This is a genomic window from Burkholderia sp. M6-3 (assembly GCF_050858985.1).
Lineage (GTDB): Bacteria > Pseudomonadota > Gammaproteobacteria > Burkholderiales > Burkholderiaceae > Paraburkholderia > Paraburkholderia caledonica.
On sequence record NZ_CP110090.1, the window covers coordinates 2,934,969 to 2,958,608 of the forward strand.

Consider the following 23,640-nt stretch of genomic DNA (forward strand, 5'->3'; position numbering starts at 1 on the left):
TCCGCATGCGAGCTACCATTAAGCAGCCGGCTGCGCCTTTTGCGCTTCTTTCACGAGACGCTGGACGGTCGGCGACAGTTGCGCGCCAACGCCTTGCCAGTACGTGAGGCGGTCTTGAGCGATACGCAGGGCTTCGCCCTTCGTAGCGACCGGGTTGTAAAAACCAACGCGCTCGATGAAGCGGCCGTCACGACGGTTACGCGAGTCGGTTGCGACGATGTTGTAGAACGGGCGCTTCTTGGAGCCGCCACGAGCCAAGCGGATGATGACCATACTAGAATCCTTGAAAACCGGGGTTCGGAACGACTGAAACACGCGATTATAGCGGGAAACTGACGCCATAACAAACACTTACCGGGATAAACTGAGCAGCGCGGTTGCGCCGCCCATACGGCGCGGGTGGTCGGCGGCGCCCAGAAGCCCAAACAACCTGACGGAACGCCTTGTGAAACCACTGTCCCGAGCCGCTCTCGTACTCTTCTTCTTCGCCCGTCGGACCGCTAATGCCTCGCTCTGTCGCGCTTTTCGCACGGTGGCGGCAGGGTTCCTGGCTTCCTTCGCGTGCAATGTGTTTGCCGCGCTGCCCGTCGAACGCATCAAGCTGCCGGCCGGTTTTCGCATTGAGGTTTTGTCGGACGCTGTACCGACTGCTCGCGCCATGACGTTGTCGCCGCAAGGCGTTCTATATATAGGCAGCCTCGACGGCCACGTGTACGCACTTAAACTGCAGAACGGACGCGCCACGGGGCGCCACGTGGTGGCCTCGGGCCTGGAGACCCCGGTCGGCGTGGCCTGGCACGACGGAGCGCTGTACGTCTCCGCGGTGTCGAAGATTTTACGCTTCGACTCGATTGATACGCGCCTTAATGCGCCGCCCAAGCCAGTCATAGTGACGGACAAACTGCCGACAGAGACTCATCATGGCGCGAAATTCATTGCTTTCGGGCCGGACGGCAAGCTTTACGTGCCGCAAGGCGCGCCCTGCAATGTCTGCGAGAAAGACCGTGACCGCTACGCGATGATCGGCCGCATGGACCCTGACGGCAACCATTACGAAGTCGTGGCGCGTGGTGTGCGTAATACGGTCGGGTTTGCGTGGCATCCGGCGACGCACGAGCTATGGTTCACCGATAACGGTCGCGACCTGCTGGGCGACGACGCGCCCGATGACGAACTCAACCGCGCCCCGCGCGTCGGCATGGACTTCGGCTTTCCGTACTGCCACGCCGGCGTCATTCCCGATCCGGAATTTGGCGGGGGTCACCCATGCAGCGCGTACACGCCGCCCGTCGCCAAACTCGGTGCGCACGTTGCCGCGCTCGGTATGCGTTTCTATAGCGGCTCCATGTTCCCGCCGGACTACCGCGCCAATATTTTCATTGCCGAGCACGGTTCCTGGAACCGAAGCAAGAAGTCCGGTTACCGCGTGATGCGCGTCGTCACGGAGCCGGACGGCAGTCATGCGCGTCAGGAAGTGTTCGCCGAAGGATGGCTCCAGTCGGGAGAAACCGTCTGGGGTCGCCCGGCCGATGTCCTGCCGCTGCCCGACGGGTCCCTGCTTATCAGCGACGACTACGCCGGCGCTATCTATCGCGTCACTTACTCTGCGCCTTGAACGCCCGTCGGGCCGCTCGACATTTCAGTGGGCCAGCAGTCAATCTAGTCAGACGGTGCTCCCGCCACCGGAACCATCAAGCCAAACGGCAACATGCCCGAGTCCCATGAGGCCGTACGCCGCGTGACCGGCCGCACTCGAGCGGCGTAGAATGCGCGACGGTCCGCGGCAACGGTGTGTCCGCTCCATTGACCGCTCCTTCGGCCCGCGTTACTGACCGCCCGTTACCCTGCCCTCGCCTACATGTCCAAGCCAGTTTCGACCTCGCCTTACTTTCGATCCAAAACCATCACCGCCGCACTGGCATTTTTCCTGGGCACCGTCGGCGCACATCGCTTCTACCTGTACGGACCGCGCGACCTTTTCGGCTGGGCTCACGTGATCGGCACGCTGATCGGCATTCCAGGCGCGATGTTGCTGGTGGCGAGCGAACGCACTTCAATGCTCGGCTGGGTCCTCGCGTTTCCTGGCGCCGTCTCGCTTCTGGCTGCATTCCTCGCCGCGATCGTCTACGGCCTGCGCCCCGACGAAAAATGGGACAGGCAGTTCAACGCGCACACGCAGCGCACCAGCCGATCCGGCTGGACCGTAATCTTCGTGGTGATCTTTTCGCTGCTGATCGGGGCTTTCCTGTTGATGACCGGCCTCGCCATTTCCTTCCAGACCTACTTCGAAGGACAAGTTCAGGCTGCCAAAGCGCTTTCGCAATAACCCGGCGCGCCGCGCAATACGCTAGAACAGATCGAGTTGCGGATTGTCCGGAATTGCCGCCGGAACGCGCTGAGGCTCGTTTCGCCGGAAGTGGGACATATCCAGAATGCCCCGGTCGCGCTGGTTCAGCCCTAAACGGCGCGCCGCTTTGTGAAAACGCTGCTTGAGCAGATCGGCCCACAAACCTTCGCCCTTCATGCGGGCAGAAAAAGACGAGTCGTAGTCTTTCCCACCGCGCATATCGCGCACGCGCGCCATGACCCGTTCAGCGCGATCGGGAAAATGCGCTGCGAGCCAGTCTTTGAAAAGCGGTGCGACCTCCCACGGTAAGCGGAGCACGATATAGCTCGCATTGGTGGCGCCGGCTTCCGCGCACGCCTCGAGCACGCGCTCCATGTCGGGCTCGGTGACAAACGGAATGACGGGCGCAATGCTCACACCGACCGGAATGCCAGCCTCGCTCAGTGTGCGGATGGTTCGCAGCCGCCGCGAGGGCGTGGCCGCGCGCGGCTCCAGCGTACGGGCGATATCCGCGTCTAGCGTAGTGATTGTGATGGCTGCCATAAACTGGCCCCGAGCCGCCATGGGCGCAAGCAGATCCAGATCGCGCTCGATCAGCGACGACTTCGTGATCGCTGCAAATGGGTGATTCCGCTCGCTGAGCACCTCGACCACGCGCCGCGTGAGCCGCCAATCGCGTTCTGCGGGCTGCCAGGCGTCGGTATTCACGCCAAGCGCGATGGGCTCCGGCTCATACGATTTCTTCGAAAGTTCGCGCTCCAGCAATTCAGGCGCATTGACCTTCGCATAGATCCGGCTTTCGAAGTCGAGTCCCGGCGAGAGCCCGAGATAACTATGCGTGGGCCGCGCGAAACAATAGATACAGCCGTGTTCGCAACCTCGATACGGGTTGAGCGACACACTGAACGGGATATCCGGCGAGCTATTGCGCGTGAGGATGCTCTTCGCCCTTTCCTCGAAAACCTTCGTACGCAGAACCTTCGGCCCTCCTTCTTCGTCCGGGACCGCGAGCCAGCCGTCGTCTACGGCTTCGCGGTGGTCGACTTCATAGCGTCCCTGCAAGTTCGTTACCGCACCGCGCCCCTTGCGAGGCGCTGGCGGTGCGATTGGAAACTCGCGGACGGGAGAAACGGGGGACTTGGTCACGGCAAGCACAAAACAAATGAAAAACGGCGCAAAACACCTGTATAAATATACAGTGTTTACGCCGTTTGTCGAGCCCCGCGGAAAACTAGCGCGTGGCTTCGTCGCCGACGGGAATGGTCAACGTTTCCTTGATCTCCTCCATCACCACATAGCTTTTCGACTGCACCGCGCCCGGGAGCTGCAGCAGGATGTCGCCCAGCAGCTTGCGGTAGTCGGCCATTTCCCCGATACGCGCCTTGATCAGATAGTCGAAGTCGCCCGACACGAGGTGGCATTCGAGCACTTCGGGGATTTTCTGAACTTCGCGCCGAAACTGGTCGAACATGTTGCCGCTTTTGTGATCCAGCGTGATTTCTACGAATACGAGCAGTGCCGCGCCCAGTTCCGCCGGATTCACGCGCGCGTAGTAGCCGGTAATGACGCCGTCGCGCTCCATGCGCTTGACGCGCTCAATACACGGGGTGACCGACAGTCCGACCTGCTCGGCGAGGTCTTTCATGGCCATGCGACCGTCCTGCTGCAGCAGACGGAGAATCTTGTGATCGAGCTTGTCGAGAGCTCGGACCGGCTGGCGCTGCGTTCGCATAGTGTTTCTTCTGAAAATCGCAAAAATACAATAACAAAACCTACAGGCTCGCCCATAGTATAGCGGTTAACACTGGGCGAACCGCGTTACACCTCGTTAATCGCACGAATCCACGAACCAACGAGCGCACCGCCCCTGAATCTTTGCGAATTTTCCGGAGCAGCTATGCGAGTCGTCGTTTTGGGCAGTGGCGTCGTCGGCGTGACAAGCGCGTATTACCTGGCACGGGCGGGTCATGAAGTGACCGTTATCGATCGGGAAGCCGGCCCGGCGCTCGAAACCAGTTTCGCCAACGCCGGGCAGATCTCGCCCGGTTATGCGTCGCCATGGGCCGCACCGGGCGTGCCGCTGAAAGCCGTCAAGTGGATGTTCCAGAAACATGCACCGCTCGCAATCCGCCTCGACGGCACGCAGTTCCAGCTGCAATGGATGTGGCAAATGCTGCAGAACTGCACCGAGTCGCGCTATGCGGTCAACAAAGGCCGCATGGTCCGTCTTGCCGAATACAGCCGCGATTGCCTGCAGGCGCTGCGCGCCGAGACCGGCATCCAGTACGAAGGCCGCACTGGCGGCACGTTGCAGGTGTTCCGCACGCAGCAGCAATTTGACGGCGCGGCGAAAGACATCGCGGTGCTGCGCGAAGCCAATGTGCCGTACGAACTGCTGTCGGCCGCCGAACTGGCGCAGGCGGAACCGGCGCTCGCCGCTGTCTCCCACAAGCTGACCGGCGGTCTGCGCCTGCCGGGCGACGAAACCGGCGACTGTCAGATGTTCACCACGCGCCTTGCCGCGCTGGCCGAGCAACTGGGTGTCAAATTCCGCTACAACACGCCGATCGACGCACTCGCCATGGCCGGAGACCGCATTGCCGGCGTGCAATGCGGGAACGAACTGGTGCGCGCCGATTCGTTCGTGGTCGCGCTGGGTTCGTATTCGACGAAATTCCTGTCCGGGCTCGTGAAGATTCCGGTGTATCCGCTGAAGGGCTACTCGATCACGGCGCCTATCGTCAATGAAGCGGCCGCGCCCATTTCCACGGTGCTGGACGAAACCTACAAGATCGCGATCACTCGTTTCGACAACCGGATTCGCGTGGGCGGCATGGCTGAGATCGTCGGCTTCGACAAGTCGTTGCGCCAGGCGCGCCGTGAAACGCTGGAACTGTGCGTGAACGACCTGTTCCCGGGTGGCGGCGATACGTCGAAGGCGAGCTTCTGGACCGGGCTGCGCCCCATGACGCCGGACGGCACACCGATCGTCGGCCGCACGCCGGTGGCAAATCTGTTCCTGAACACCGGCCACGGCACACTCGGCTGGACCATGTCGTGTGGTTCCGGCCAATTGCTCGCCGACGTCATCTCGGGCAAGCAGCCTGCCATCAAGGCAGACGATCTGTCGGTACATCGTTATCTCGGCGACACCGGCGCCGCGCATCGTCCGGCTTATGCATGAAGCGTGACTTCGCGAGCTCGTGAGATTTGACGCATACCGCGTCGTCAGCCGGTTCGTGACTGCACGAAGCGACTCGTAAAAAGAGAAACGGCGCCTTGCTTCAAGGCGCCGTTTGCATTTACGGGGCAATGTCCAGCACAGACCGTGTCAGAACTGGTCCGCCGACAACGCGAGCACGCCCTCGCCGCCCTTCGCGCTGACAATCGACGCTTCGAGTGCGGACGCAAGCGGCAACACATGCTCCGCGTAGAATTGCGCGGTCGCGGTTTTCGCGCTGTAGAACGCCGGGTCTTCATCGCGTTTCTGGGCGGCGACGAGCAGTGCACGCGCCATCTGCCAGCCGCCGAGCACAATTCCGGCGAGCTTCAGATAAGGCACGCTGCCGGCAAACACGGCGTTCGGATCCTCTTTCGTGTTCGCGACGACGAAATCGATTGCGGCGCTCAACGAGCGCTGCCCCTGCCCCAGATACTTTTTCATCGACTCGAACGCAGGCCCTTGCTGCGCGCCGAGCGATTCGACGGTCTCAGCGACGCCCTCGAGCAGCAACTTCGCAACCTTGCCGCCATCACGCACCGTCTTGCGGCCGATCAGATCGTTTGCCTGAATCGCAGTCGTACCTTCGTAAATCGGCAGGATGCGGGCATCGCGGTAATACTGCGCGGCGCCCGTTTCCTCGATGAAACCCATGCCGCCGTGCACCTGCACGCCGAGACTCGTCACGTCGATCGACAACTCGGTGCTCCAGCCCTTCACGATCGGCACGAGGAATTCGTAAATCGCCTGGTGGCTCGCACGCGTCGCTTCGTCCGGATGACGATGCGCGATGTCGCAATGCCCTGCCGCGACGTAAGCGAGCGCACGCGATGCTTCCGTGAGCGCGCGCATTGTCGACAGCATGCGGCGCACATCCGGATGCTGAATGATCGCGACCGGCTGTTTTGCAGAGCCGTCGACGGGACGGCTTTGCACGCGGTCCTTCGCATACGCGACCGCCTTCTGATACGCGCGATCCGACACGCCGACGCCCTGCATGCCCACGGCAAAACGAGCCGCGTTCATCATGATGAACATGTACTCGAGGCCGCGATTTTCCTCGCCGATCAGGTGCCCAATCGCGCCGCCGTGATCGCCGAATTGCAGCACCGCGGTCGGGCTCGCCTTGATGCCGAGCTTGTGTTCGATCGACACGCAGTGCACGTCGTTACGCTCGCCGAGCGAACCGTCTTCATTGATCAGAAACTTTGGAACGATGAAGAGCGAAATGCCCTTCACGCCTTCAGGCGCATTCGGCGTGCGCGCCAGCACGAGATGCGCGATGTTCTTCGCCATGTCGTGCTCGCCCCACGTGATGAAAATCTTCGTGCCGAACAGCTTGAACGAACCGTCGCCTTGCGGCTCGGCGCGCGTGCGCACGAGCGCGAGGTCGGAGCCGGCTTGCGGCTCGGTGAGGTTCATCGTGCCGGTCCATTCGCCGGAAACCAGCTTGGGCACATAGGTCTGTTTCTGCGCGTCGGTGCCGGCGGTCAGCAGCGCTTCGATCGCGCCGTCGGTCAGCAACGGGCACAGCGCGAACGACAGGTTCGACGCGTTCAGCATTTCGATGCACGCGGTCGCGATCAGCTTGGGCAGACCCTGACCTTCATAGTCGACGGGATGCTGCACGCCTTGCCAGCCGCCTTCGCCAAACTGGCGGAACGCTTCCTTGAAGCCCGGCGTCGCGGTGACTACGCCGTCTTTCCAACTGCTCGGATTGCGATCGCCTTCCACATTCAGCGGAGCCAGCACTTCGCCGCATAGTTTCGCCGACTCTTCCAGCACGGCCTGGGCGGTGTCCAGATTCGCGTCCTCAAAGCCTGGCAGCGTCGCGATCTGCTCGAGATCCGCCAGTTCTTTCATCACGAACAGCATGTCCTTGATAGGCGCCGTATAGCTCATTGTGTTCCCCTCCTGCCTTGATGGAAAAAGGGCGCCGGACTTGTTGGTCCCGCGCCCTTTATATGTCGCCTAACGCCTTTGAATGGCTTTTATACGGCGCCCGGACGCTTAGCCGAGTTCGCTGACGAGCTCCGGCACCAGCGTGAACAGATCGCCAACAAGGCCATAATCGGCAACGCTGAAAATCGGCGCTTCCGGGTCTTTGTTGATGGCGACGATCACCTTGCTGTCCTTCATACCCGCCAGATGCTGGATCGCGCCGGAGATGCCGACCGCCACATACAACTGCGGCGCGACGATCTTGCCGGTCTGGCCGACCTGATAGTCGTTCGGCACGAAGCCCGCGTCCACTGCTGCACGCGATGCACCCAGCGCCGCGTTCAGCTTGTCGGCCAGCGGCTCGAGAACCTTGGTGTAGTTCTCGCCGTTGCCCAGGCCGCGGCCGCCCGAAACAATGATCTTCGCCGACGTCAGTTCGGGACGATCCAGCTTCGTCACTTCACGGCTGACGAACTGCGAGATGCCCGCGTCCGCGGCTGCTTCGATCTTCTCCACCGTCGCGCTGCCGCCTTCGGCTGCAACTGCGTCGAAGCCCGTCGTGCGTACGGTAATGACTTTGATCGGATCGGCCGACTGCACCGTCGCGATAGCGTTGCCCGCATAGATCGGGCGCTCGAACGTGTCGGCGGAATCGACCGCGGTGATATCGCTGATCTGCGCGACGTCGAGCTTCGCTGCGATACGCGGCGCGATGTTCTTGCCGTAGGCAGTGGCCGGCGCGAAGATGTGCGAGTAGTCCTTCGCAATGTTCAGCACCGTTGCTTCGACGTTTTCAGCGAGCCCTTCGGCCAGTTGCGGCGCGTCGGCCAGCAACACTTTGGAAACACCGGCGATCTTCGCCGCCGCATCCGCTGCAGCCTGTGCATTCTGACCTGCGACCAGCACATGAATATCGCCGCCGACCTTCTGCGCGGCTGCGATCGTGTTCAGCGTTGCGCCCTTGATCGACGTGTTGTCGTGTTCTGCTATTACAAGATTCACCAGATTCGTCATTTCATTCGTCTCCGTGCGCTGCTCACAGCACCTTGGCTTCGGTCTTCAGCTTCTCGACCAGCGTCTTCACATCCGGCACCTTCACACCGGCAGAGCGCTTGGGCGGCTCGACAACCTTCAGCGTTTTCAGACGCGGCGTGACATCGACGCCGAGGTCTTCAGGCTTGATCGTTTCGAGCGGCTTTTTCTTCGCCTTCATGATGTTCGGCAGCGTCACATAGCGCGGCTCGTTCAGCCGCAGGTCGGTGGTGACCACTGCGGGCAGCGTGAGCGACAGCGTTTCGGCGCCGCCGTCCACTTCGCGCGATACCGTTGCCTTGCCGTCGGCCACGACCACTTTCGACGCGAACGTTGCCTGCGGCAGGTTGGCCAGTGCGGCAAGCATCTGACCGGTCTGGTTCGAATCGTCGTCGATGGCCTGCTTGCCGAGAATCACCAGTTGCGGCTGTTCCTTGTCGACGAGCGCCTTGAGCAGCTTGGCCACCGCCAGCGGCTGCAATTCTTCCGACGACTCGATCAGGATCGCGCGGTCCGCGCCGATGGCGAGCGCCGTGCGCAGCGTTTCCTGCGATTGCGTGACACCGGCCGATACCGCGATGACCTCGGTCGCCACACCGGCTTCTTTCAGACGCACGGCTTCTTCAACCGCGATTTCGTCGAACGGATTCATCGACATCTTTACGTTCGCAATGTCGACGCCCGTGCCGTCCGACTTGACTCGGACCTTCACGTTGTAATCGACCACTCTCTTGACTGGCACCAGGATTTTCATGCACACGCTCCAAAGTTACGAATACGTCAACCCAGCGAACATTATAGCGACTGCCTCACTGCAGCCTTATCGCGGGTGTTCTAGCACGAGGATATCGCTCCCCAGTGGCGTGACGGCAATATCGAACGGTCGTTCTATTTTAATCGCAAAAAAACCCGGGCAGCAACCCCGGGTTCTCACTTACGACTCTAGTTCTCATATCGCCGACGTGTCTTGCCGTTTCTGAAGCCGCTCGGCTTACCAGGCGGTGATGACAGCGCCGCCGAACTTGCCCTCGACGAACTGCTTCACTTCCGGCGAATGGTAAGCCGCCACCAGCTTGGCGACCCACGGCTTATTCCTGTCTGCCTCGCGGATCGCAATGATGTTCACGTACGGACCCTTCGGGTCCTCGATCGCGATCGCGTCCTGCTTCGGCTTCAGCCCTGCTTCCATGGCGAAGTTGGTGTTGATTGCCGCAGCATCCACGTCGTTTAGCGAGCGAGGAATCTGCGCGGCGTCGAGCTCGACGATCTTCAGCTTCCGGGGATTGTCGGCGATGTCGAGCGGCGTAGCCTTCAGACCCGCGTCGGCGCGCAACTTCAGGAGCCCTTGCTTTTGCAGCAGCAGGAGCGCGCGGCCGCCGTTGGTCGGGTCGTTCGGCACCGCGATCTTCGCGCCCGGCTGCAGGTCGGCCAGCGTCTTTACTTTCTTCGAATAGATGCCCATCGGATACGTGACCGTATCGGCGACACGAATCAGCTTGTAGCCGCGGTCCTTCACCTGCGCCTGCAAGTACGGGTCGTGCTGATAGCTGTTTGCGTCGAGGTCGCCGCCGGCGAGCGCCGCGTTCGGCTGCACATAGTCGGAGAATTCGACGATCTTGATGTTCAGACCGTTCTTTGCCGCGACAGTCTTCACGACTTCCATGATCTGCGCGTGCGGACCGCCGGTGACGCCGACCTTGATCGCGTCTTCAGCGTGAGCCGCGCTGGCGGCGAACATCGATACGGCACCGAGCGCCGCGGCGAGCTTAAGAATGAAACGACGTTGCATGATGGACCTTTTGATTATTTATGGCTCAGACGACGCACGAGCCAATCCCCGAACGACTGCACCAACTGTACGAAAACGATCAGAATCACGACGACCGTCAACATGACTTCCGGCAAAAACCGCTGATACCCGTACCGGATGCCCAGGTCGCCGAGACCGCCGCCGCCGATCGCGCCCGCCATCGCCGAATACCCGACCAGCGAAACGAATGTGATCGTCAATCCGGCGACGACGCCCGGCAACGATTCCGGCAACAACACCTTGAATACGATCTGGCTGGTGGTCGCGCCCATTGCTTGCGCCGCCTCGATCAGGCCGCGATCGACTTCGCGCAGCGCGGTCTCGACGAGTCGCGCAATGAACGGCGCCGCGGCAATGGTCAGCGGCACAACAGCCGCAGCCGTGCCGATCGACGAGCCGACCACGAGGCGCGTGAACGGAATCACCGCCACGAGCAGGATGATGAACGGCGTCGAGCGAACGGCATTGACGACCACGCCCATCGCACGATTGACTGCGACGTTCTGCAATACGCCTTGACGGTCCGTCAGATACAACAGCACGCCGAGCGGCAAACCCACCAGTGCGCCGACCAGTCCGGAAATGCCCACCATGACGAGCGTTTCCCAGAACGACTGGACGAACATGTCGAACATTTCACTCAACATACGAGAGTTCCTCCACCACCACACCTTGTTCGCGCAGATAAGCGAGCGCTTGCGCCACCTTGGCCGGCTCGCCGCCCGCGAGCACCGCGAGCGAGCCGAACGCCTGCCCCTGGATCTCGTCGATCTGTCCGTGCAGGATGTTGAAGTCGAGCTCGTAGCGGCGAATCGTCTCCGAGAGAATCGGCTGATCGACGCCCGAACCCGTAAAGGCGAGACGCAGCAGATGACCGCTGCCGGTCTTCAGACGCTCGGCCACACGTGCCTTCATTGCAGGCGGGAGTTCTTGCGCGATCACGTCGCCGATCAGCGCGCGCGTGACTTCGTGATGCGGTTGCAGGAACACGTCGATCACCTTGCCCTCTTCGACCACGCGGCCCGCGTCGAGCACGGCGACGCGATCGCAAACCTGCTTGATCACGTCCATCTGATGCGTGATCAGCACGATGGTCAGATTCAGTTCGCGATTGATCCGCTTGAGCAGTTCAAGGATTGCGCGCGTGGTTTCGGGATCGAGCGCGGACGTCGCTTCGTCGGAGAGCAGCACCTTCGGCTTGCTAGCGAGCGCTCGCGCGATGCCCACGCGTTGCTTTTGTCCGCCGCTGATCTGCGCCGGGTAGCGGTCCTTCTGCGCGGACAAGCCCACGAGTTCAAGCAGCGGCAGCACGTGCGCCTCGATCTCGTCGGGCTTCATGCCGGCGAGTTCGAGCGGAAGCGCGACGTTCTCGTACACCGTGCGCGACGACAGCAGGTTGAAGTGCTGGAAGATCATGCCGATTTCGCGGCGCGCCTCGCGCAATTGCGCAGCGGGCAGCGTGGTCAGATCCCGGCCGTCGACGACGATGTTGCCTTCCGTCGGACGCGTCAGCAGGTTGATGGTACGCACAAGCGTACTCTTGCCGGCGCCACTGCGGCCGATGATGCCGAACACTTCGCCAGCCGGAATCGACAGATTGACGTTGTGCAGTGCCTCGACCCAGCCCCGGGGTCCCGCGAACCGCTGGGAGATATTGCGTATTTCGATCATGGAAAAACGAAACGGCGGGTTTGTCGACGAGCGTCATGCGCTTTCCGACCAAGCATCCGCCGTCACTTTTATTGGGATTTGAGCCCGCGATTCTACCGTAGGCGACGTCATTCCCTTTAATAATCAATTACGATTCTTTCATAACTAATCGACATTAGAGGGACGCGCAAGGGGCGATTTCTCCGGCCGACATGGCGGCGGTCTATGATCTGCCGGGACCAGAACCCATGGACGTGCCGTCATGCAGACTTCCCAAAACAGCAGCGCTTTCACCGCCCCGACCGGCGCAGAAAGCACCGAGCCTTTTCGCTCGTCCGTCTTCACCGCCGACAACGTGGAGTTGCCGCTGTACTGCTGGCCTGTCATAGGAACGCCGCGCGCAACGGTCGCACTCATCCACGGACTGGCTGAACACGCGGGCCGCTATCGGGCGCTGGCCACGCGGCTCAATGCAGCCGGCGTCGAACTGGTGGCAATCGACTTGCGCGGCCATGGCCGGGCACCCGCAAGCGCGCATACGTCGAACGATTCGACGATTACCTGCTGGACGCACAGGCTTTACTCAATGCCGCATCCCAGGCGCGTCCGCATGCCCCGCTTTTTCTGATGGGCCATAGCATGGGAGGCGCCGTAGCCGCGCTTTACGCGACCGAGCGCCTCGGCACCGCTCACGACGGCCTCGGCACACGCGTGAGCGGCCTGATTCTGTCGAGCCCCGCGCTCGCGCCAGGCCGCGACGTGCCTCGCTGGATGCTCAAGCTGAGTCAGGTGATCAGCCGCGTATGGCCAAGCTTCCCGGCAATGAAAATCGACGCCGCCCTGCTCTCGCGCGTGCCTGCCGTGGTGGACGCGAACCGCAACGACCCGCTCGTGCATCACGGTCCGATCCCCGCGCGCACCGGCGCGGAATTGTTGCTGGCGATGACGCGTATCGAAGCGGGCCGCGCGGCGCTGCGCTTGCCGCTACTCGTTTATCACGGCACCGCCGACAAACTCACCGAGCCTCAAGGAAGCCGCGACTTTAGCGACCACGCCGGATCGCCGGACAAGACGCTGCGGCTCTATGAAGGCAGCTTTCACGAGACGATGAACGATCTGGACGGCGAGCGTGTTATGAGCGAACTGATCGAGTGGATCGATCAGAGACTGGGGCGCATGCGCTAGCGCTTCCAGTCAGGTGGGCGTTTGTCGATGAACGCCTGCACGCCTTCGAGCGCCGAGTCGTCCATCATGTTGCAGGCCATCGTCTGGCCCGCAAGCTGATACGCCGCTTCGATGCCCATTTCGAGCTGCCGGTAGAACAGCCCCTTGCCTGCAGTGACGGCTTCGACCGGCTTTGCGCAAATGCTGGTGGCAAGCCTTGCCACCTCCGCATCCAGGGAGTCCGCAGGGACCACGCGATTGACGAGGCCCTGACGCTTCGCCTCTGCGGCGTCGATGAAATCGCCGGTCAACAGCATTTCGAGCGCGGCCTTGCGCGAGAGGTTGCGCGACAGCGGCACCGACGGCGTCGCGCAAAACAGTCCCAGGTTCACGCCCGAGACGGCAAACCGCGCGGTGTCCGAAGCCACGGCCAGATCGCACATCGCGACGAGCTGGCAGCCGGCCGCCGTCGCAATCCCGTGAACACGCGCGATCACCGGCTGAGGCAAGCGCTGGATCGTCATCATGAGTTTCGTGCAACGCGCGAACAGCGTCTGGTAATACTCGAGCGACGGCGCCGCGCGCATCTCTTTCAGATCGTGTCCCGCGCAGAATGCGCGCCCTGCGCCGGCGATCACCACCACGCGCGCTTGCGACACAGCGAGTCCGTTCAACGCTTCCTGCAATGCGTCAAGCAACGGCTCCGAGAGTGCGTTGAATGCGTCGGGCCGGTTCATCGTCAGAAGGACGACGCCCGGCACGCCGTACGCGTCGGCTTCCGTCTCGATCAGCGAAGCGCTCAGTGCATCGGCATTCATGGCTCGTTCCATTTCAATGTCCGGCGACCGCAGTCTATGCGGCGCGGCGACTCGTCAGATTCCCGCGAGCGCTCGCACGTGTGCGACGACGCTGCGCCCAAGAGCGGACAGGTTGTAGCCCCCTTCGAGGCAACTCACGATTCGCCCGCGCGCATAGCGGTTTGCGATGTCGCGCATCTGGTCGGTGATCCACACGTAGTCGTCTTCGACCAGACCCATGTTGCCGAGATCGTCCTCGCGATGCGCGTCGAAGCCTGCCGAAATGAACAGCATCTCAGGCTTGAATTCATTCAGACGAGGCAGCCACAGCATGTCGACCGCCTCGCGCACCGCCATGCCTTTCGAGCGCGCGGGCATCGGCACGTTGCACATATTGGGCGCCTGATTGTCGGCACCGGTAAACGGATAGAACGGATGCTGGAAGATGCTGCACATCAGCACGCGCGAGTCGCCGGAAAACGCCGCCTCGGTACCGTTGCCGTGGTGTACGTCGAAGTCGATGATCGCGACGCGTTGCAAGCCATGCACCTCCAACGCATGACGCGCGGCAATCGCGACATTGTTGAAGAAGCAGAAGCCCATGGCGCGCGCAGGTTCCGCGTGATGACCGGGCGGGCGCACACTGCAGAAGGCGTTGTCGAAGCGGCCTTCGATGACCGCGTCGGTGGCGGCCACTGCGGCGCCGGCTGCGCGTAACGCTGCCTGCAAGGTATGCGGATTCATCGACGTGTCGGGGTCGATTTCAGCCATGCCCTCGGCCGGCGAACGGCTGCGAATGTAATCGATGTGCGCTTGGGTGTGCACGCGTAGCAGCGCCGCTTCGTCGGCGAGCGGCGGCGACTCGCGTTCGATCAACGCGTCGATGCGGCTTGCGATCAATTGATCTTCGATGGCCTGCAGCCGTGCAGGGCACTCGGGATGCCATTGCCCCATGTCGTGCAGCAGACAGTCGGCGTGAGAATAGAAGCCTGTTGCCATGATTTTCTTCTGCGGCGCGTCGCCTTCGAGGCGTGCGCGGCGCGTCTCCATCCAGGGGCGCGCGCCCGCGGCGCGCCAACATCGTCAAGTTACCACACGACGTGGCTGTAACGCGTCCGGCACAGTTTCGCGAGAGGCCTCGGGTATACTGCCCCGATCCGTTTTCCTCCTGTCTTTGTCCTTTCGCACTGCGCCCCTAGCTCACTATGACCGTCAAGCTTGCTCTGTCTGCACGAAACCGGCTCAGCACCCGAACCATCGCCGCCGCACTCTCCATCGCATCGTGCATGTTCATGGCAACCACTCCGGCACTTGCGCAGATCGCCGGAAAAAAACCGCCGACGCTGCTCGCTCAGGCACAACCGCAAACAGCGGTGCCGCAAGGGCAAACCTTCGAAGAAGAAATCATTCCGCAGCGCTACGCGAACAACCCGAATGTCGATGCATTCATCAACGATATGGCGGCGCGCTACGACTTCGACGAGTCGTCGCTGCATTCGCTTTTTGCCGGCGTGAGCTATTCGGCGACCGCGGTCAAGCTGGTGACGCCGTCGGCTTCTCCTTCGGTGAAGAACTGGCGCGCGTATCAGTCGCGCTTTCTCGATCAGATTCGCATCAACGCGGGCATTCGTTTCTGGCGCGCGAATCAGGCCACGCTGCAGCGTGCGTACGAGGAGTTTGGCGTGCCGCCGGAGGTGATCGTCGGCATTCTCGGCGTGGAAACGATCTACGGCCGTTTCATGGGCAACTTCCGCGTCCTCGACGCGCTGACTACGCTCAGTTTCGACTATCCGAACACGCCTAATCGCGCCGACCGTCAGGCAACGTTCCGCAAGAATCTCGAAGACTACCTGGTGTGGACGCGCGATTCGCAGATCGACCCGACCACGGTGCTCGGCTCGTACACGGGCGCGATCGGCATTCCGCAGTTCCTGCCGAGCAGCATCACGCAGTACGCGGTGAGTTACGACGGCAACAAGGAAATCGACCTGCGCACGAGCCAGGCGGATGCGATCGGCAGCGTGGCGAACTATCTGCGGCAGAACGGCTGGGAAAACGGCCGGCCCGTGGTTTGGAAAATCGGTACGGACGCTGGCAGCCTGGGCGTCGCTCAAGCCGCCGCCGACGGTGCGCCGGAACCGCATTGGCCGCTCGACCAGTTGTTGCGCGCGGGTCTGCTCCTCAATGAGCCGGGCGTGAATATCGCAGCGGAAGCGGGAACGCCTGTCACGGTGGTCGACCTGCCGTCGCCGGGCCGCGGCACGGAATATATGCTGGGCCTGAAAAACTTCTACGTGCTCACGCGCTATAACCGCAGCTTCTTTTATGCACTCGCGGTTTATCAGTTGGGCGAACGCATCAAGTCCCAGATGCAAGCCAGCGACGCAGCGAGTCCGGGCAATGCTCAGAACAACGCAGCGCCGCCAAGCGCGGCTTCGCAATAGTTCGTAGCGCGGACCGCAGGCCGATACGATACCCGCTGCCAGATGTAAAAAAAGCGCCTCCTGGCGCTTTTTTTAACTGACGCTATTTCGTATTGCGCGCGAGCGACACTGCCCGCTTACGCCGGAAACACGCCAGTGGACAAGTAACGGTCGCCGCGGTCGCAGACGATGAACACGATGGTCGCATTCTCGACCTGACGCGCGACGCGCAATGCCACCTCGCACGCTCCGCCCGACGAAATACCCGCAAAAATGCCTTCGACGGACGCCAAGCGGCGCGCCATTGCTTCGGCAGCGGCCTGACTCACGTTCTCGACGCGGTCAACCCGGCTACGGTCGAAGATCTTCGGCATATAAGCCTCTGGCCATTTACGGATGCCGGGAATGCGCGACCCTTCCTCGGGCTGCGCGCCGACAATTTCGATCGCCTGATTCTGCTGCTTCAGATAACTGGACACGCCCATGATGGTGCCCGTCGTGCCCATGGACGACACGAAGTGCGTGATGCGCCCTTCGGTATCGCGCCAGATTTCGGGGCCTGTGCCTTCGACGTGCGCCGCCGGATTGTCCGGATTCGCAAATTGATCGAGGATGATGCCCTTGCCGTCGCGCTGCATCTGTTCGGCCAGATCGCGCGCGTATTCCATGCCGCCCGTTACGGGCGTGAGAATGATCTGCGCGCCGTATGCGGCCATGCTTTGACGGCGCTCCACCGACAGGTCTTCCGGCATGATCAGAACCATCTTGTAGCCGCGGATCGCCGCTGCCATGGCGAGCGCGATGCCGGTATTGCCGCTTGTCGATTCGATCAGCGTGTCGCCCGGTTTGATACGGCCGCGCGCTTCCGCTTTCTTGATCATCGACAACGCCGGGCGATCTTTCACCGACCCTGCGGGGTTGTTACCCTCGAGCTTGGCGAGGACCACGTTGTTACGGCTGCGGATCTCGTCGTCGGGGAGCCGGACGAGTTGCACGAGCGGTGTATTGCCGATCGTGTCTTCAATCGTTTTGTAAGCCATATAGGTTCTGGTGCTGTCGATGCGCGAAGTCTTCAATGCTTTGATTCTAAACCACCGTGCCCACCGTTGCCGCGCGGCCCTTCTGCCCGCATGGATGCAACGTCCTCCACGCAAAAAGCCCGCGGCTGAGTACCGCGGGAGCCAGTCATGCGAGTGACGGCTTAAGGAGCGCTGCTGCCGGCTCCGACCATGAAGGGAATACGATGACGAAGCGCGCGCGGCGCGACCGGTACCGCGCGCCCAACTCGTGTCAGACTATTTCTTCACCGCCACTGTGGCGCCGCCTTTAGGCGTATTGGCCGGAACGGTCGCGCCTTTGGTCTGTGAAGACGCCGCAACCTGCGAGCCAGCAGCCGCGCCAGCCGGACCGACAGCGAGACCCTCCGCCTGCAGGCGCTCGACGGTATGCCCGCCCATGCCCTTGACCCGCTTGCCGAGATCGCTCGGGTCCTTGAATGGACCATGCGCTGAACGCTCTTCGAGAATGGCTTTCGCTTTGGCAGGACCGATGCCTTTGATGCCGCGCAGTGCGTCCTCGTTAGCCGTGTTGACGTCGACCGACGCATACGCGTGACCGAAAGCGGCGAGCATGGCCGCGGTAACCAGAATTTTTCGAAACATATGGAATCTCCCTCGTACAACCGGTTGGCGACATCACCAACCGGGAGATTCCAGTTTAAAGAGGTATCCGAATTATTTACACCTGGCCGAACAGCCAACGCACGTAGCGATCGACCCCTTCCTGCACGCTGAGGAACGGCGCGTCGTAACCCGCCGCCCGCAGCTTCGTGAGGTCCGCTTGCGTGAAGCACTGGTACTTGCCGCGTAATGCGTCGGGAAACGGGATGTACTCGATTAGCCCGCGTTGCACCTGATCTGCAAGGGAGAGCGACGGCTCATTGTTCAACGAGCACAGTGTGTTGACCACCGTGCTCGCAATGTCGTTGAACGGCTGCGCGCGCCCGCTGCCCAGGTTGAAGATGCCCGACTTGTCGGGGTTGTCGAAGAAGAACAAGTTGACCTTCACCACGTCTTCCACGGAGACGAAATCGCGGGTCTGTTCGCCCGCGGCGTAGCCGTTGTATTCGCCGAACAGCTTGACCTTGCCCTCGGCGCGGAACTGGTTGAAGTTGTGGAACGCCACGGACGCCATGCGCGCCTTATGCGTTTCGCGCGGACCGTACACGTTGAAGTAGCGAAATCCGGCGATCTGGCTTCTGGCAGTGGGCAGCACGCGGCGAATGACCTGATCGAACAGGAACTTCGAATAGCCGTACACGTTCAGCGGCTGCTCGACTTCGCGCTCTTCGACGAAACGGCTCGAGCCGCCATACGTTGCAGCCGAGGACGCGTACAGGAACTGGATGTTCTGCGCGAGGCAGACGTCGAGCACGTCGCGGCTGTAGCGGAAGTTGTTCTCCATCATGTAGCGCCCGTCGGTTTCCATCGTGTCCGAACAGGCGCCTTCGTGGAAAATCGCGCGCACTTTGCCGAAGTCGCCACGCTTGAAGCGTTCGACGAATTCGGTCTTGTCCAGGTAGTCGTCGATTTCACAGTCGACGAGGTTCTTGAACTTGTCGGCGCGCGTCAGATTGTCCACGGCGATGATGCGTTGTTCGCCGCGCTCGTTGAGCGCTTTTACGAGGTTGCTGCCGATAAAACCGGCCGCGCCGGTGACGATAAGGGTCATGATGGTCCCGCGGTAATGAGCCTTTAGGGACTCGCGTAAGCGCTGGGGCACCAACGCGAATCGTCAGGGTCAGTCGACGTCCCGCCGATCCATTCTGCACGCAGCCCGAAGGCGTGCGGCAACGAATCTGGCGGGCGGCGTCATTGAAAGAGTTCGTCGTAGTCGACGGTGGCGGTGCCGAGTTTGCCGACCACGATTCCGGCCGCGCGATTGGCGAGGCCAACCGCTTCGACCAGCGTGAGACCGGCGCCCAGCATGGCCGCGAGCGTGGCGATCACCGTGTCGCCCGCACCGGAAACATCATACACTTCACGCGCGACAGCCGATGTGTGCAGGATGCCGTCATTGGAGAACAGCGTCATGCCTTCTTCCGAACGCGTGAGCAGCAAAGCCTCGAACTGGAGATCCGCGCGCAGTTTGCTCACGCGCTCGGTCAGGTCCTCTTCCGATTTCCACTGACCGACCACTTCGCGCAACTCCGCGCGATTCGGCGTGATCAAGGTGGCGCCGCGATAGCGTTCCCAGTCGTCACCCTTCGGATCGACCAGCACCGGCTTGCCCGCAGCATGCGCTCTCGCGATCATCTGCGTGACGTGGGTCAGGCCGCCCTTTGCGTAATCGGACATCAGGATCACGTCGTGCGAAGGCAGCAATTCGTCGAAGCGAGCAAGACCCGCGAGCAGCACTTCATGCGCCGGCGAGTTCTCGAAATCGACGCGCAGCAGCTGCTGCTGACGCGACAACACACGCAGCTTGATCGTCGTTAGAAGCGCGGGATCGCGTTCGAGATGCGGGTTCACGCCGCTCTCGCCGAGCAACTGCACGATGCGCTCGCCCGGTTCGTCATGTCCGACGACGCACAGGAGGCCCGCTTGTGCACCGAGCGCCGCAGCATTGCGCGCGACATTCGCAGCGCCGCCAAGCCGGTCTTCCTGGCGCTGCACGTGCACGACCGGCACCGGCGCCTCCGGCGAGATACGATTGACGTCGCCGAACCAGTAGCGGTCCAGCATCACGTCGCCGACCACGAGGACGCGCGCGGCAGCGAGTTGCGCGCGCGGCACCACGGTAAGTGCAGGCGTAGACGTGGAGGTGGGCGTGGACGTGGCGGATGCGGGCATGATCTCAGGCATCGGCCGCACGTTTGGAGGGTTGGGCATAAGGACGTCCAATCGAGTGATAGTCGATGCCGAGTTCGTTCATGGCATCCGGCTCGTACAGATTGCGGCCGTCGAAAATCACCGGCGACTTGAGCACGGATTTCAGATGCGCGAAGTCGGGGCTCTTGAACTCCTTCCATTCGGTGACGATCACGAGCGCGTCGGCGCCCGTGAGCGTTTCGTCCTGCGTACTCGTGAAAGTGAGACGATCGAGCTGTTCCGGCGAATCGTGCAGATCCATCGCGAGAACGCGGCGCGCTTCTGTCACGGCGACCGGATCATACGCGCGCACGTGAGCGCCACGCGCCAGCAGTTCAGCGATGACGCGGCGGCTCGGCGCTTCGCGCATGTCGTCGGTGTTCGGCTTGAACGCGAGGCCCCAAACGGCGAACGTGCGGCCCGACAGGTCGTTGCCCCACTTGTGCGCGATCTTCTGTACAAGCACGTCTTTCTGCGTGTAGTTCACTTCCTCGACGGCCTCGAGAATGCGCAGATTGTGGCCGCTTTCGCTGGCAGTGCGAATCAGCGCCTGCACGTCTTTCGGGAAGCATGAACCGCCGTAGCCGCAACCGGCATACAGGAAGTGATAGCCGATCCGCGGGTCCGAGCCGATGCCGCGGCGCACCGCCTCGATGTCCGCTCCGACACGGTCCGCGAGATTGGACATCTCGTTCATGAACGAGATGCGCGTGGCGAGCATCGCGTTGGCTGCGTACTTGGTGAATTCGGCCGAACGCACGTCCATGTACAAGGTGCGTTCGTGATTGCGGTTAAACGGCGCATACAAGCGCTTCATCAGTTCACGCGCGCGCAAGCCGGCTTCGTCTTCGTCGCTGCCGAGCACGATGCGGTCGGGTCGCATGAAGTCGTCTACTGCGGCGCCTTCCTTCAGGAACTCGGGATTCGACACCACCGAGAAGCGATGCTGTCCGCTACCGGCGAGCCCGCGCTTGCCCAGTTCTTCTTCGATCACCGCACGCACGCGCTGCGCAGTGCCGACCGGCACCGTCGACTTGTCGACGATCACCTTGAAGCCGTTCATCGTACGGCCAATGTTACGCGCGGCTTCCAGCACGTATTGCAGATCGGCCGAGCCGTCTTCGTCGGGCGGCGTGCCGACGGCGATGAATTGCACGTCGCCGTGAGCGACGCTCGCTTCGATGTCCGTCGAAAACGTGATGCGGCCGGCCGCGCGCGTACGCGCGATGATTTCCTGCAAGCCCGGCTCGTGAATAGGCACGCCACCGTTGTTGAGGATTTCGATTTTGCGCGGATCGACGTCGAGACAGAACACGTCGTTGCCGATTTCAGCGAGGCACGCGCCAGTGACGAGGCCGACATAGCCGGTGCCGATAATGGTGATTTTCATACGCTTTCCGGTTGAAGGTTCCGGTGATGATTCCCGGCGGTGAAAAAGCCGGTCATCAGCACGATGTCAAATCCGTCCGCGAACTCAGTTCGTCGCGGTGATCGGTTCGACCCGGCGCGGCGCGTAGGTTTCCCAACCGCTGCAACCCGGGCACTGCCAGTAGAAAAGCCGCGCCCTGAAGCCGCAATTCTGGCACGTGTAGCGCGGCAGATTTTTGGTGCGCTGGCGGATCAGCGTGCGCATCAGTTCGAGTTCGCTACGCCGCGGCTCTTCCGCGACGGCCTGTTGCGCTTCGAGCAGCCGCGTCATACCCGCGAGATTTGGCGACTTTTGCATCTGCGAGCGCGCGAGCGCGTGCGCCGCATCGGGCCCGCGCAAGGACGCGACGTGCTGGTACGCGACGTCGAGCAGATCATTGCTCGGATAGCGGTCGACCCACGTGGTGAGCAGATCAGCGCCTTCCTGCGCTCGGCCGAGCGCTTCGTACGCCTTCATCAGCTTCTCGGCGACGAGCGGCAGGTAGGCCGGGTTCTGTTCCTCGACGCGCCGCCATTGTTCAATCGCCGCTTCTTGTGCGCCGCCGGCCGCGTCGACGTCGCCAAACAGAATCGTGGCGCGCACGTTGGTAGGGTTCGCCTTCAGCGCGAATCCAAGTTGCCGGCGTGCTTCGTCGGGATTTTTCTGTTGCAGCGCTTCCTGCGCGAGTTCGCAATGGAACTGCGCGATTTCCTTGTCGAGCGGCTCCGCGCCCATTGTTTCCAGATGACGCGCTGTGTCGATCGACTTGATCCAGTCCTTCTCGATTTCGTAAATGGTAAGCAGCGCGCGCTGCGCGCCCAACGCGTAGTCGCCGGTTTCGAGCGAACGAAAGGTTTCTTCCGCGCGGTCCAGCAGGCCGGCTTTCAGGAAGTCCTGTCCGAGTTCGAATAGCGCGTGATCACGCTCGCTGACCGGTAGATCGGCACGACTGAGGAGATTCTGATGCACGCGAATCGCGCGGTCCGTTTCTCCGCGGCGGCGGAAAAGATTGCCCAGTGCAAAGTGAAGTTCGACGGTTTCAGGATCGAGCTTGACCACTTCGATGAACGCGTCGATCGCCTGATCCGGCTGCTCGTTGAGCAGAAAGTTTAGTCCGCGGAAATAGGAGCGCGGAAGATTGGCGCTTTCTGACAGCAGCGTCTTGAGGTCGTAGCGCGCAGCCATCCAGCCGAACGCAAAAGCGACGGGTATGACAAGCAGCCACCAGAAGTCTAGATCCATGCGATGAATACAAATGAGCCTGAAGGCGGAAATGGAATGCCGCGCGCTATGTGCGCGGCGAACGACAAAATCAGATCAGCGGCGGCATGGGCGGCTGTTCAACGACGACCGGCGCCTCGCGCGCCACACGCAGTTCTCGTTTGAGGCGGCCATTCTCCATGCGCAGGCGCACGACAGCCGGCATCGACGAAACGAGACCCGCGAGCAGCCCAACCCCGAAGAACGCGAGGCCAATCAGGATGAGCGGCGCCGACCACGCGTAGCCAGCGAGGAAATTCAGCGTAGCAGGTTGCGTATTGGAGAGTGCCAGCACCAGCAGCAGCACGAACACCAGTACACGGATCAGCCAGACGATAAATTTCATGAATAGATCTCTTGACGGCAGTTGCGGGGTGACGCCGGCCTGATGACGCGTCGCGCCACGGTGTTGCCCGCGCCGAAGTGACCCGTATTGTAATTGAAGCCCTCGCGGCTGGGCAGGAACTGGCGGATCCTGCGCTTACAGAAAAGCGCTGGAGACGATGCGGACGGGGGTTTCGATTTGGCGCGATCGTTGTGAGCTCAGTGTGGCTGAACGTGTCGGGGGATTGGGGCTTGAACGGCGGCTGGGATGGCGGCTGGGATGGCGGCTTTGAAGGTGGCTGAGACTCGGCTTGAGATTCGACTTAGAAGAGGTCTTGAAGTCGACCGAGAACCTGGCGTGGAACCTGCCTGAGAACTTGGCTGAAAGCGCGGCT

The 23,640-nt window shown here is 61.9% G+C and carries 22 protein-coding genes and 1 pseudogene; 5 read left to right on the top strand and 18 right to left on the bottom strand.

From position 1 onward, the window contains the following. Positions 1–18: 18 nt before the first annotated feature. The gene (gene rpsP / locus OH764_RS12615; RefSeq protein ID WP_006400702.1) at positions 19–273 is read right to left on the bottom strand and encodes a 30S ribosomal protein S16; all 255 of its coding nucleotides are present in this window, start codon (positions 271–273) and stop codon (positions 19–21) included. A gap of 172 nt (positions 274–445) precedes the next feature. Here rpsP and OH764_RS12620 point away from each other — a divergent pair, with 172 nt between their 5' ends. Continuing rightward, positions 446–1,615: a PQQ-dependent sugar dehydrogenase gene (locus tag OH764_RS12620; protein ID WP_498847028.1), complete on the top strand. Its 1,170-nt coding sequence runs from the start codon at positions 446–448 to the stop codon at positions 1,613–1,615. 243 nt (positions 1,616–1,858) lie between these two features. Next, positions 1,859–2,326, top strand: a complete 468-nt coding sequence (locus OH764_RS12625) for a TM2 domain-containing protein (RefSeq protein ID WP_498847029.1) — start codon at positions 1,859–1,861, stop codon at positions 2,324–2,326. Positions 2,327–2,347: 21 nt separating this feature from the next. Here the strand turns inward: OH764_RS12625 and OH764_RS12630 are convergent, their stop codons facing one another. Together OH764_RS12630 and OH764_RS12635 are read right to left on the bottom strand one after the other, a co-directional pair. After that, complete coding sequence (locus tag OH764_RS12630; protein ID WP_498847030.1) at positions 2,348–3,493, bottom strand: radical SAM family protein; 1,146 nt, start codon at positions 3,491–3,493, stop codon at positions 2,348–2,350. A gap of 85 nt (positions 3,494–3,578) precedes the next feature. Further along, entirely contained in the window at positions 3,579–4,079 is a 501-nt protein-coding gene (locus tag OH764_RS12635; protein ID WP_013340120.1) for an Lrp/AsnC ligand binding domain-containing protein, read from the bottom strand. Between the two features lie 165 nt (positions 4,080–4,244). Here OH764_RS12635 and OH764_RS12640 point away from each other — a divergent pair, with 165 nt between their 5' ends. After that, a complete protein-coding gene (locus tag OH764_RS12640; protein WP_498847031.1) occupies positions 4,245–5,531 on the top strand; it encodes a D-amino acid dehydrogenase in 1,287 nt (428 codons plus the stop codon). 147 nt (positions 5,532–5,678) lie between these two features. On the opposite strand, the gene OH764_RS12645 is transcribed toward OH764_RS12640, so the two are convergent. The 6 genes from OH764_RS12645 to OH764_RS12670 all read right to left on the bottom strand — a co-directional run bounded on the left by OH764_RS12645 (position 5,679) and on the right by OH764_RS12670 (position 12,021). Continuing rightward, positions 5,679–7,469: an acyl-CoA dehydrogenase gene (locus OH764_RS12645; RefSeq protein WP_498847032.1), complete on the bottom strand. Its 1,791-nt coding sequence runs from the start codon at positions 7,467–7,469 to the stop codon at positions 5,679–5,681. A gap of 108 nt (positions 7,470–7,577) precedes the next feature. After that, positions 7,578–8,513: an electron transfer flavoprotein subunit alpha/FixB family protein gene (locus tag OH764_RS12650; RefSeq protein ID WP_214877613.1), complete on the bottom strand. Its 936-nt coding sequence runs from the start codon at positions 8,511–8,513 to the stop codon at positions 7,578–7,580. Positions 8,514–8,544: 31 nt separating this feature from the next. Continuing rightward, positions 8,545–9,294, bottom strand: a complete 750-nt coding sequence (locus OH764_RS12655) for an electron transfer flavoprotein subunit beta/FixA family protein (protein WP_408490482.1) — start codon at positions 9,292–9,294, stop codon at positions 8,545–8,547. Positions 9,295–9,531: 237 nt separating this feature from the next. Further along, positions 9,532–10,329: a MetQ/NlpA family ABC transporter substrate-binding protein gene (locus OH764_RS12660; RefSeq protein WP_498847033.1), complete on the bottom strand. Its 798-nt coding sequence runs from the start codon at positions 10,327–10,329 to the stop codon at positions 9,532–9,534. Positions 10,330–10,343: 14 nt separating this feature from the next. Next, positions 10,344–10,997: a methionine ABC transporter permease gene (locus tag OH764_RS12665; RefSeq protein ID WP_020068958.1), complete on the bottom strand. Its 654-nt coding sequence runs from the start codon at positions 10,995–10,997 to the stop codon at positions 10,344–10,346. Next, positions 10,987–12,021 carry a methionine ABC transporter ATP-binding protein gene (locus OH764_RS12670; protein WP_498847034.1) on the bottom strand — a complete coding sequence of 345 codons (1,035 nt, stop codon included), beginning with the start codon at positions 12,019–12,021 and terminating at the stop codon, positions 10,987–10,989. Before OH764_RS12670 ends, OH764_RS12665 begins: the two co-directional genes overlap by 11 nt. A 241-nt stretch (positions 12,022–12,262) precedes the next feature. On the opposite strand from OH764_RS12670, the pseudogene OH764_RS12675 reads away from it, so the two are divergent. After that, positions 12,263–13,185: pseudogene (locus tag OH764_RS12675) on the top strand (alpha/beta hydrolase). On the opposite strand, the gene OH764_RS12680 reads toward OH764_RS12675, so the two are convergent. Beyond that, positions 13,182–13,982 carry an enoyl-CoA hydratase gene (locus tag OH764_RS12680; RefSeq protein WP_498847035.1) on the bottom strand — a complete coding sequence of 267 codons (801 nt, stop codon included), beginning with the start codon at positions 13,980–13,982 and terminating at the stop codon, positions 13,182–13,184. The pseudogene OH764_RS12675 and the gene OH764_RS12680 sit on opposite strands and share 4 nt — an antisense overlap. 54 nt (positions 13,983–14,036) lie before the next feature. Continuing rightward, positions 14,037–14,960 (bottom strand): histone deacetylase family protein, encoded by a 924-nt coding sequence (locus OH764_RS12685; RefSeq protein WP_027776429.1) that lies wholly within the window; start codon positions 14,958–14,960, stop codon positions 14,037–14,039. Between the two features lie 287 nt (positions 14,961–15,247). Here OH764_RS12685 and mltB point away from each other — a divergent pair, with 287 nt between their 5' ends. Continuing rightward, positions 15,248–16,405: a lysozyme family protein gene (gene mltB, locus OH764_RS12690; RefSeq protein WP_498847036.1), complete on the top strand. Its 1,158-nt coding sequence runs from the start codon at positions 15,248–15,250 to the stop codon at positions 16,403–16,405. A 116-nt stretch (positions 16,406–16,521) separates the two neighbouring features. On the opposite strand, the gene cysM is transcribed toward mltB, so the two are convergent. The 7 genes from cysM to OH764_RS12725 all read right to left on the bottom strand — a co-directional run bounded on the left by cysM (position 16,522) and on the right by OH764_RS12725 (position 23,267). Beyond that, on the bottom strand, positions 16,522–17,424 hold the full coding sequence (gene cysM / locus OH764_RS12695) for a cysteine synthase CysM (protein ID WP_020068964.1): 903 nt from the start codon (positions 17,422–17,424) through the stop codon (positions 16,522–16,524). 255 nt (positions 17,425–17,679) lie between these two features. Beyond that, positions 17,680–18,045, bottom strand: a complete 366-nt coding sequence (locus tag OH764_RS12700; RefSeq protein WP_020068965.1) for a ComEA family DNA-binding protein — start codon at positions 18,043–18,045, stop codon at positions 17,680–17,682. A gap of 76 nt (positions 18,046–18,121) precedes the next feature. Beyond that, entirely contained in the window at positions 18,122–19,114 is a 993-nt protein-coding gene (gene rfaD / locus OH764_RS12705; RefSeq protein ID WP_498847037.1) for an ADP-glyceromanno-heptose 6-epimerase, read from the bottom strand. Positions 19,115–19,254: 140 nt separating this feature from the next. Continuing rightward, positions 19,255–20,274, bottom strand: coding sequence for a D-glycero-beta-D-manno-heptose-7-phosphate kinase (gene rfaE1, locus OH764_RS12710; protein WP_498847038.1), 1,020 nt, complete (start codon positions 20,272–20,274; stop codon positions 19,255–19,257). Continuing rightward, positions 20,240–21,643: a UDP-glucose dehydrogenase family protein gene (locus tag OH764_RS12715; RefSeq protein ID WP_498847039.1), complete on the bottom strand. Its 1,404-nt coding sequence runs from the start codon at positions 21,641–21,643 to the stop codon at positions 20,240–20,242. Before OH764_RS12715 ends, rfaE1 begins: the two co-directional genes overlap by 35 nt. An 84-nt stretch (positions 21,644–21,727) precedes the next feature. Beyond that, positions 21,728–22,903 (bottom strand): lipopolysaccharide assembly protein LapB, encoded by a 1,176-nt coding sequence (gene lapB / locus OH764_RS12720; protein WP_498847040.1) that lies wholly within the window; start codon positions 22,901–22,903, stop codon positions 21,728–21,730. Positions 22,904–22,973: 70 nt separating this feature from the next. Beyond that, entirely contained in the window at positions 22,974–23,267 is a 294-nt protein-coding gene (locus OH764_RS12725; RefSeq protein WP_020068970.1) for a LapA family protein, read from the bottom strand. Between the last annotated feature and the right edge of the window lie 373 nt (positions 23,268–23,640).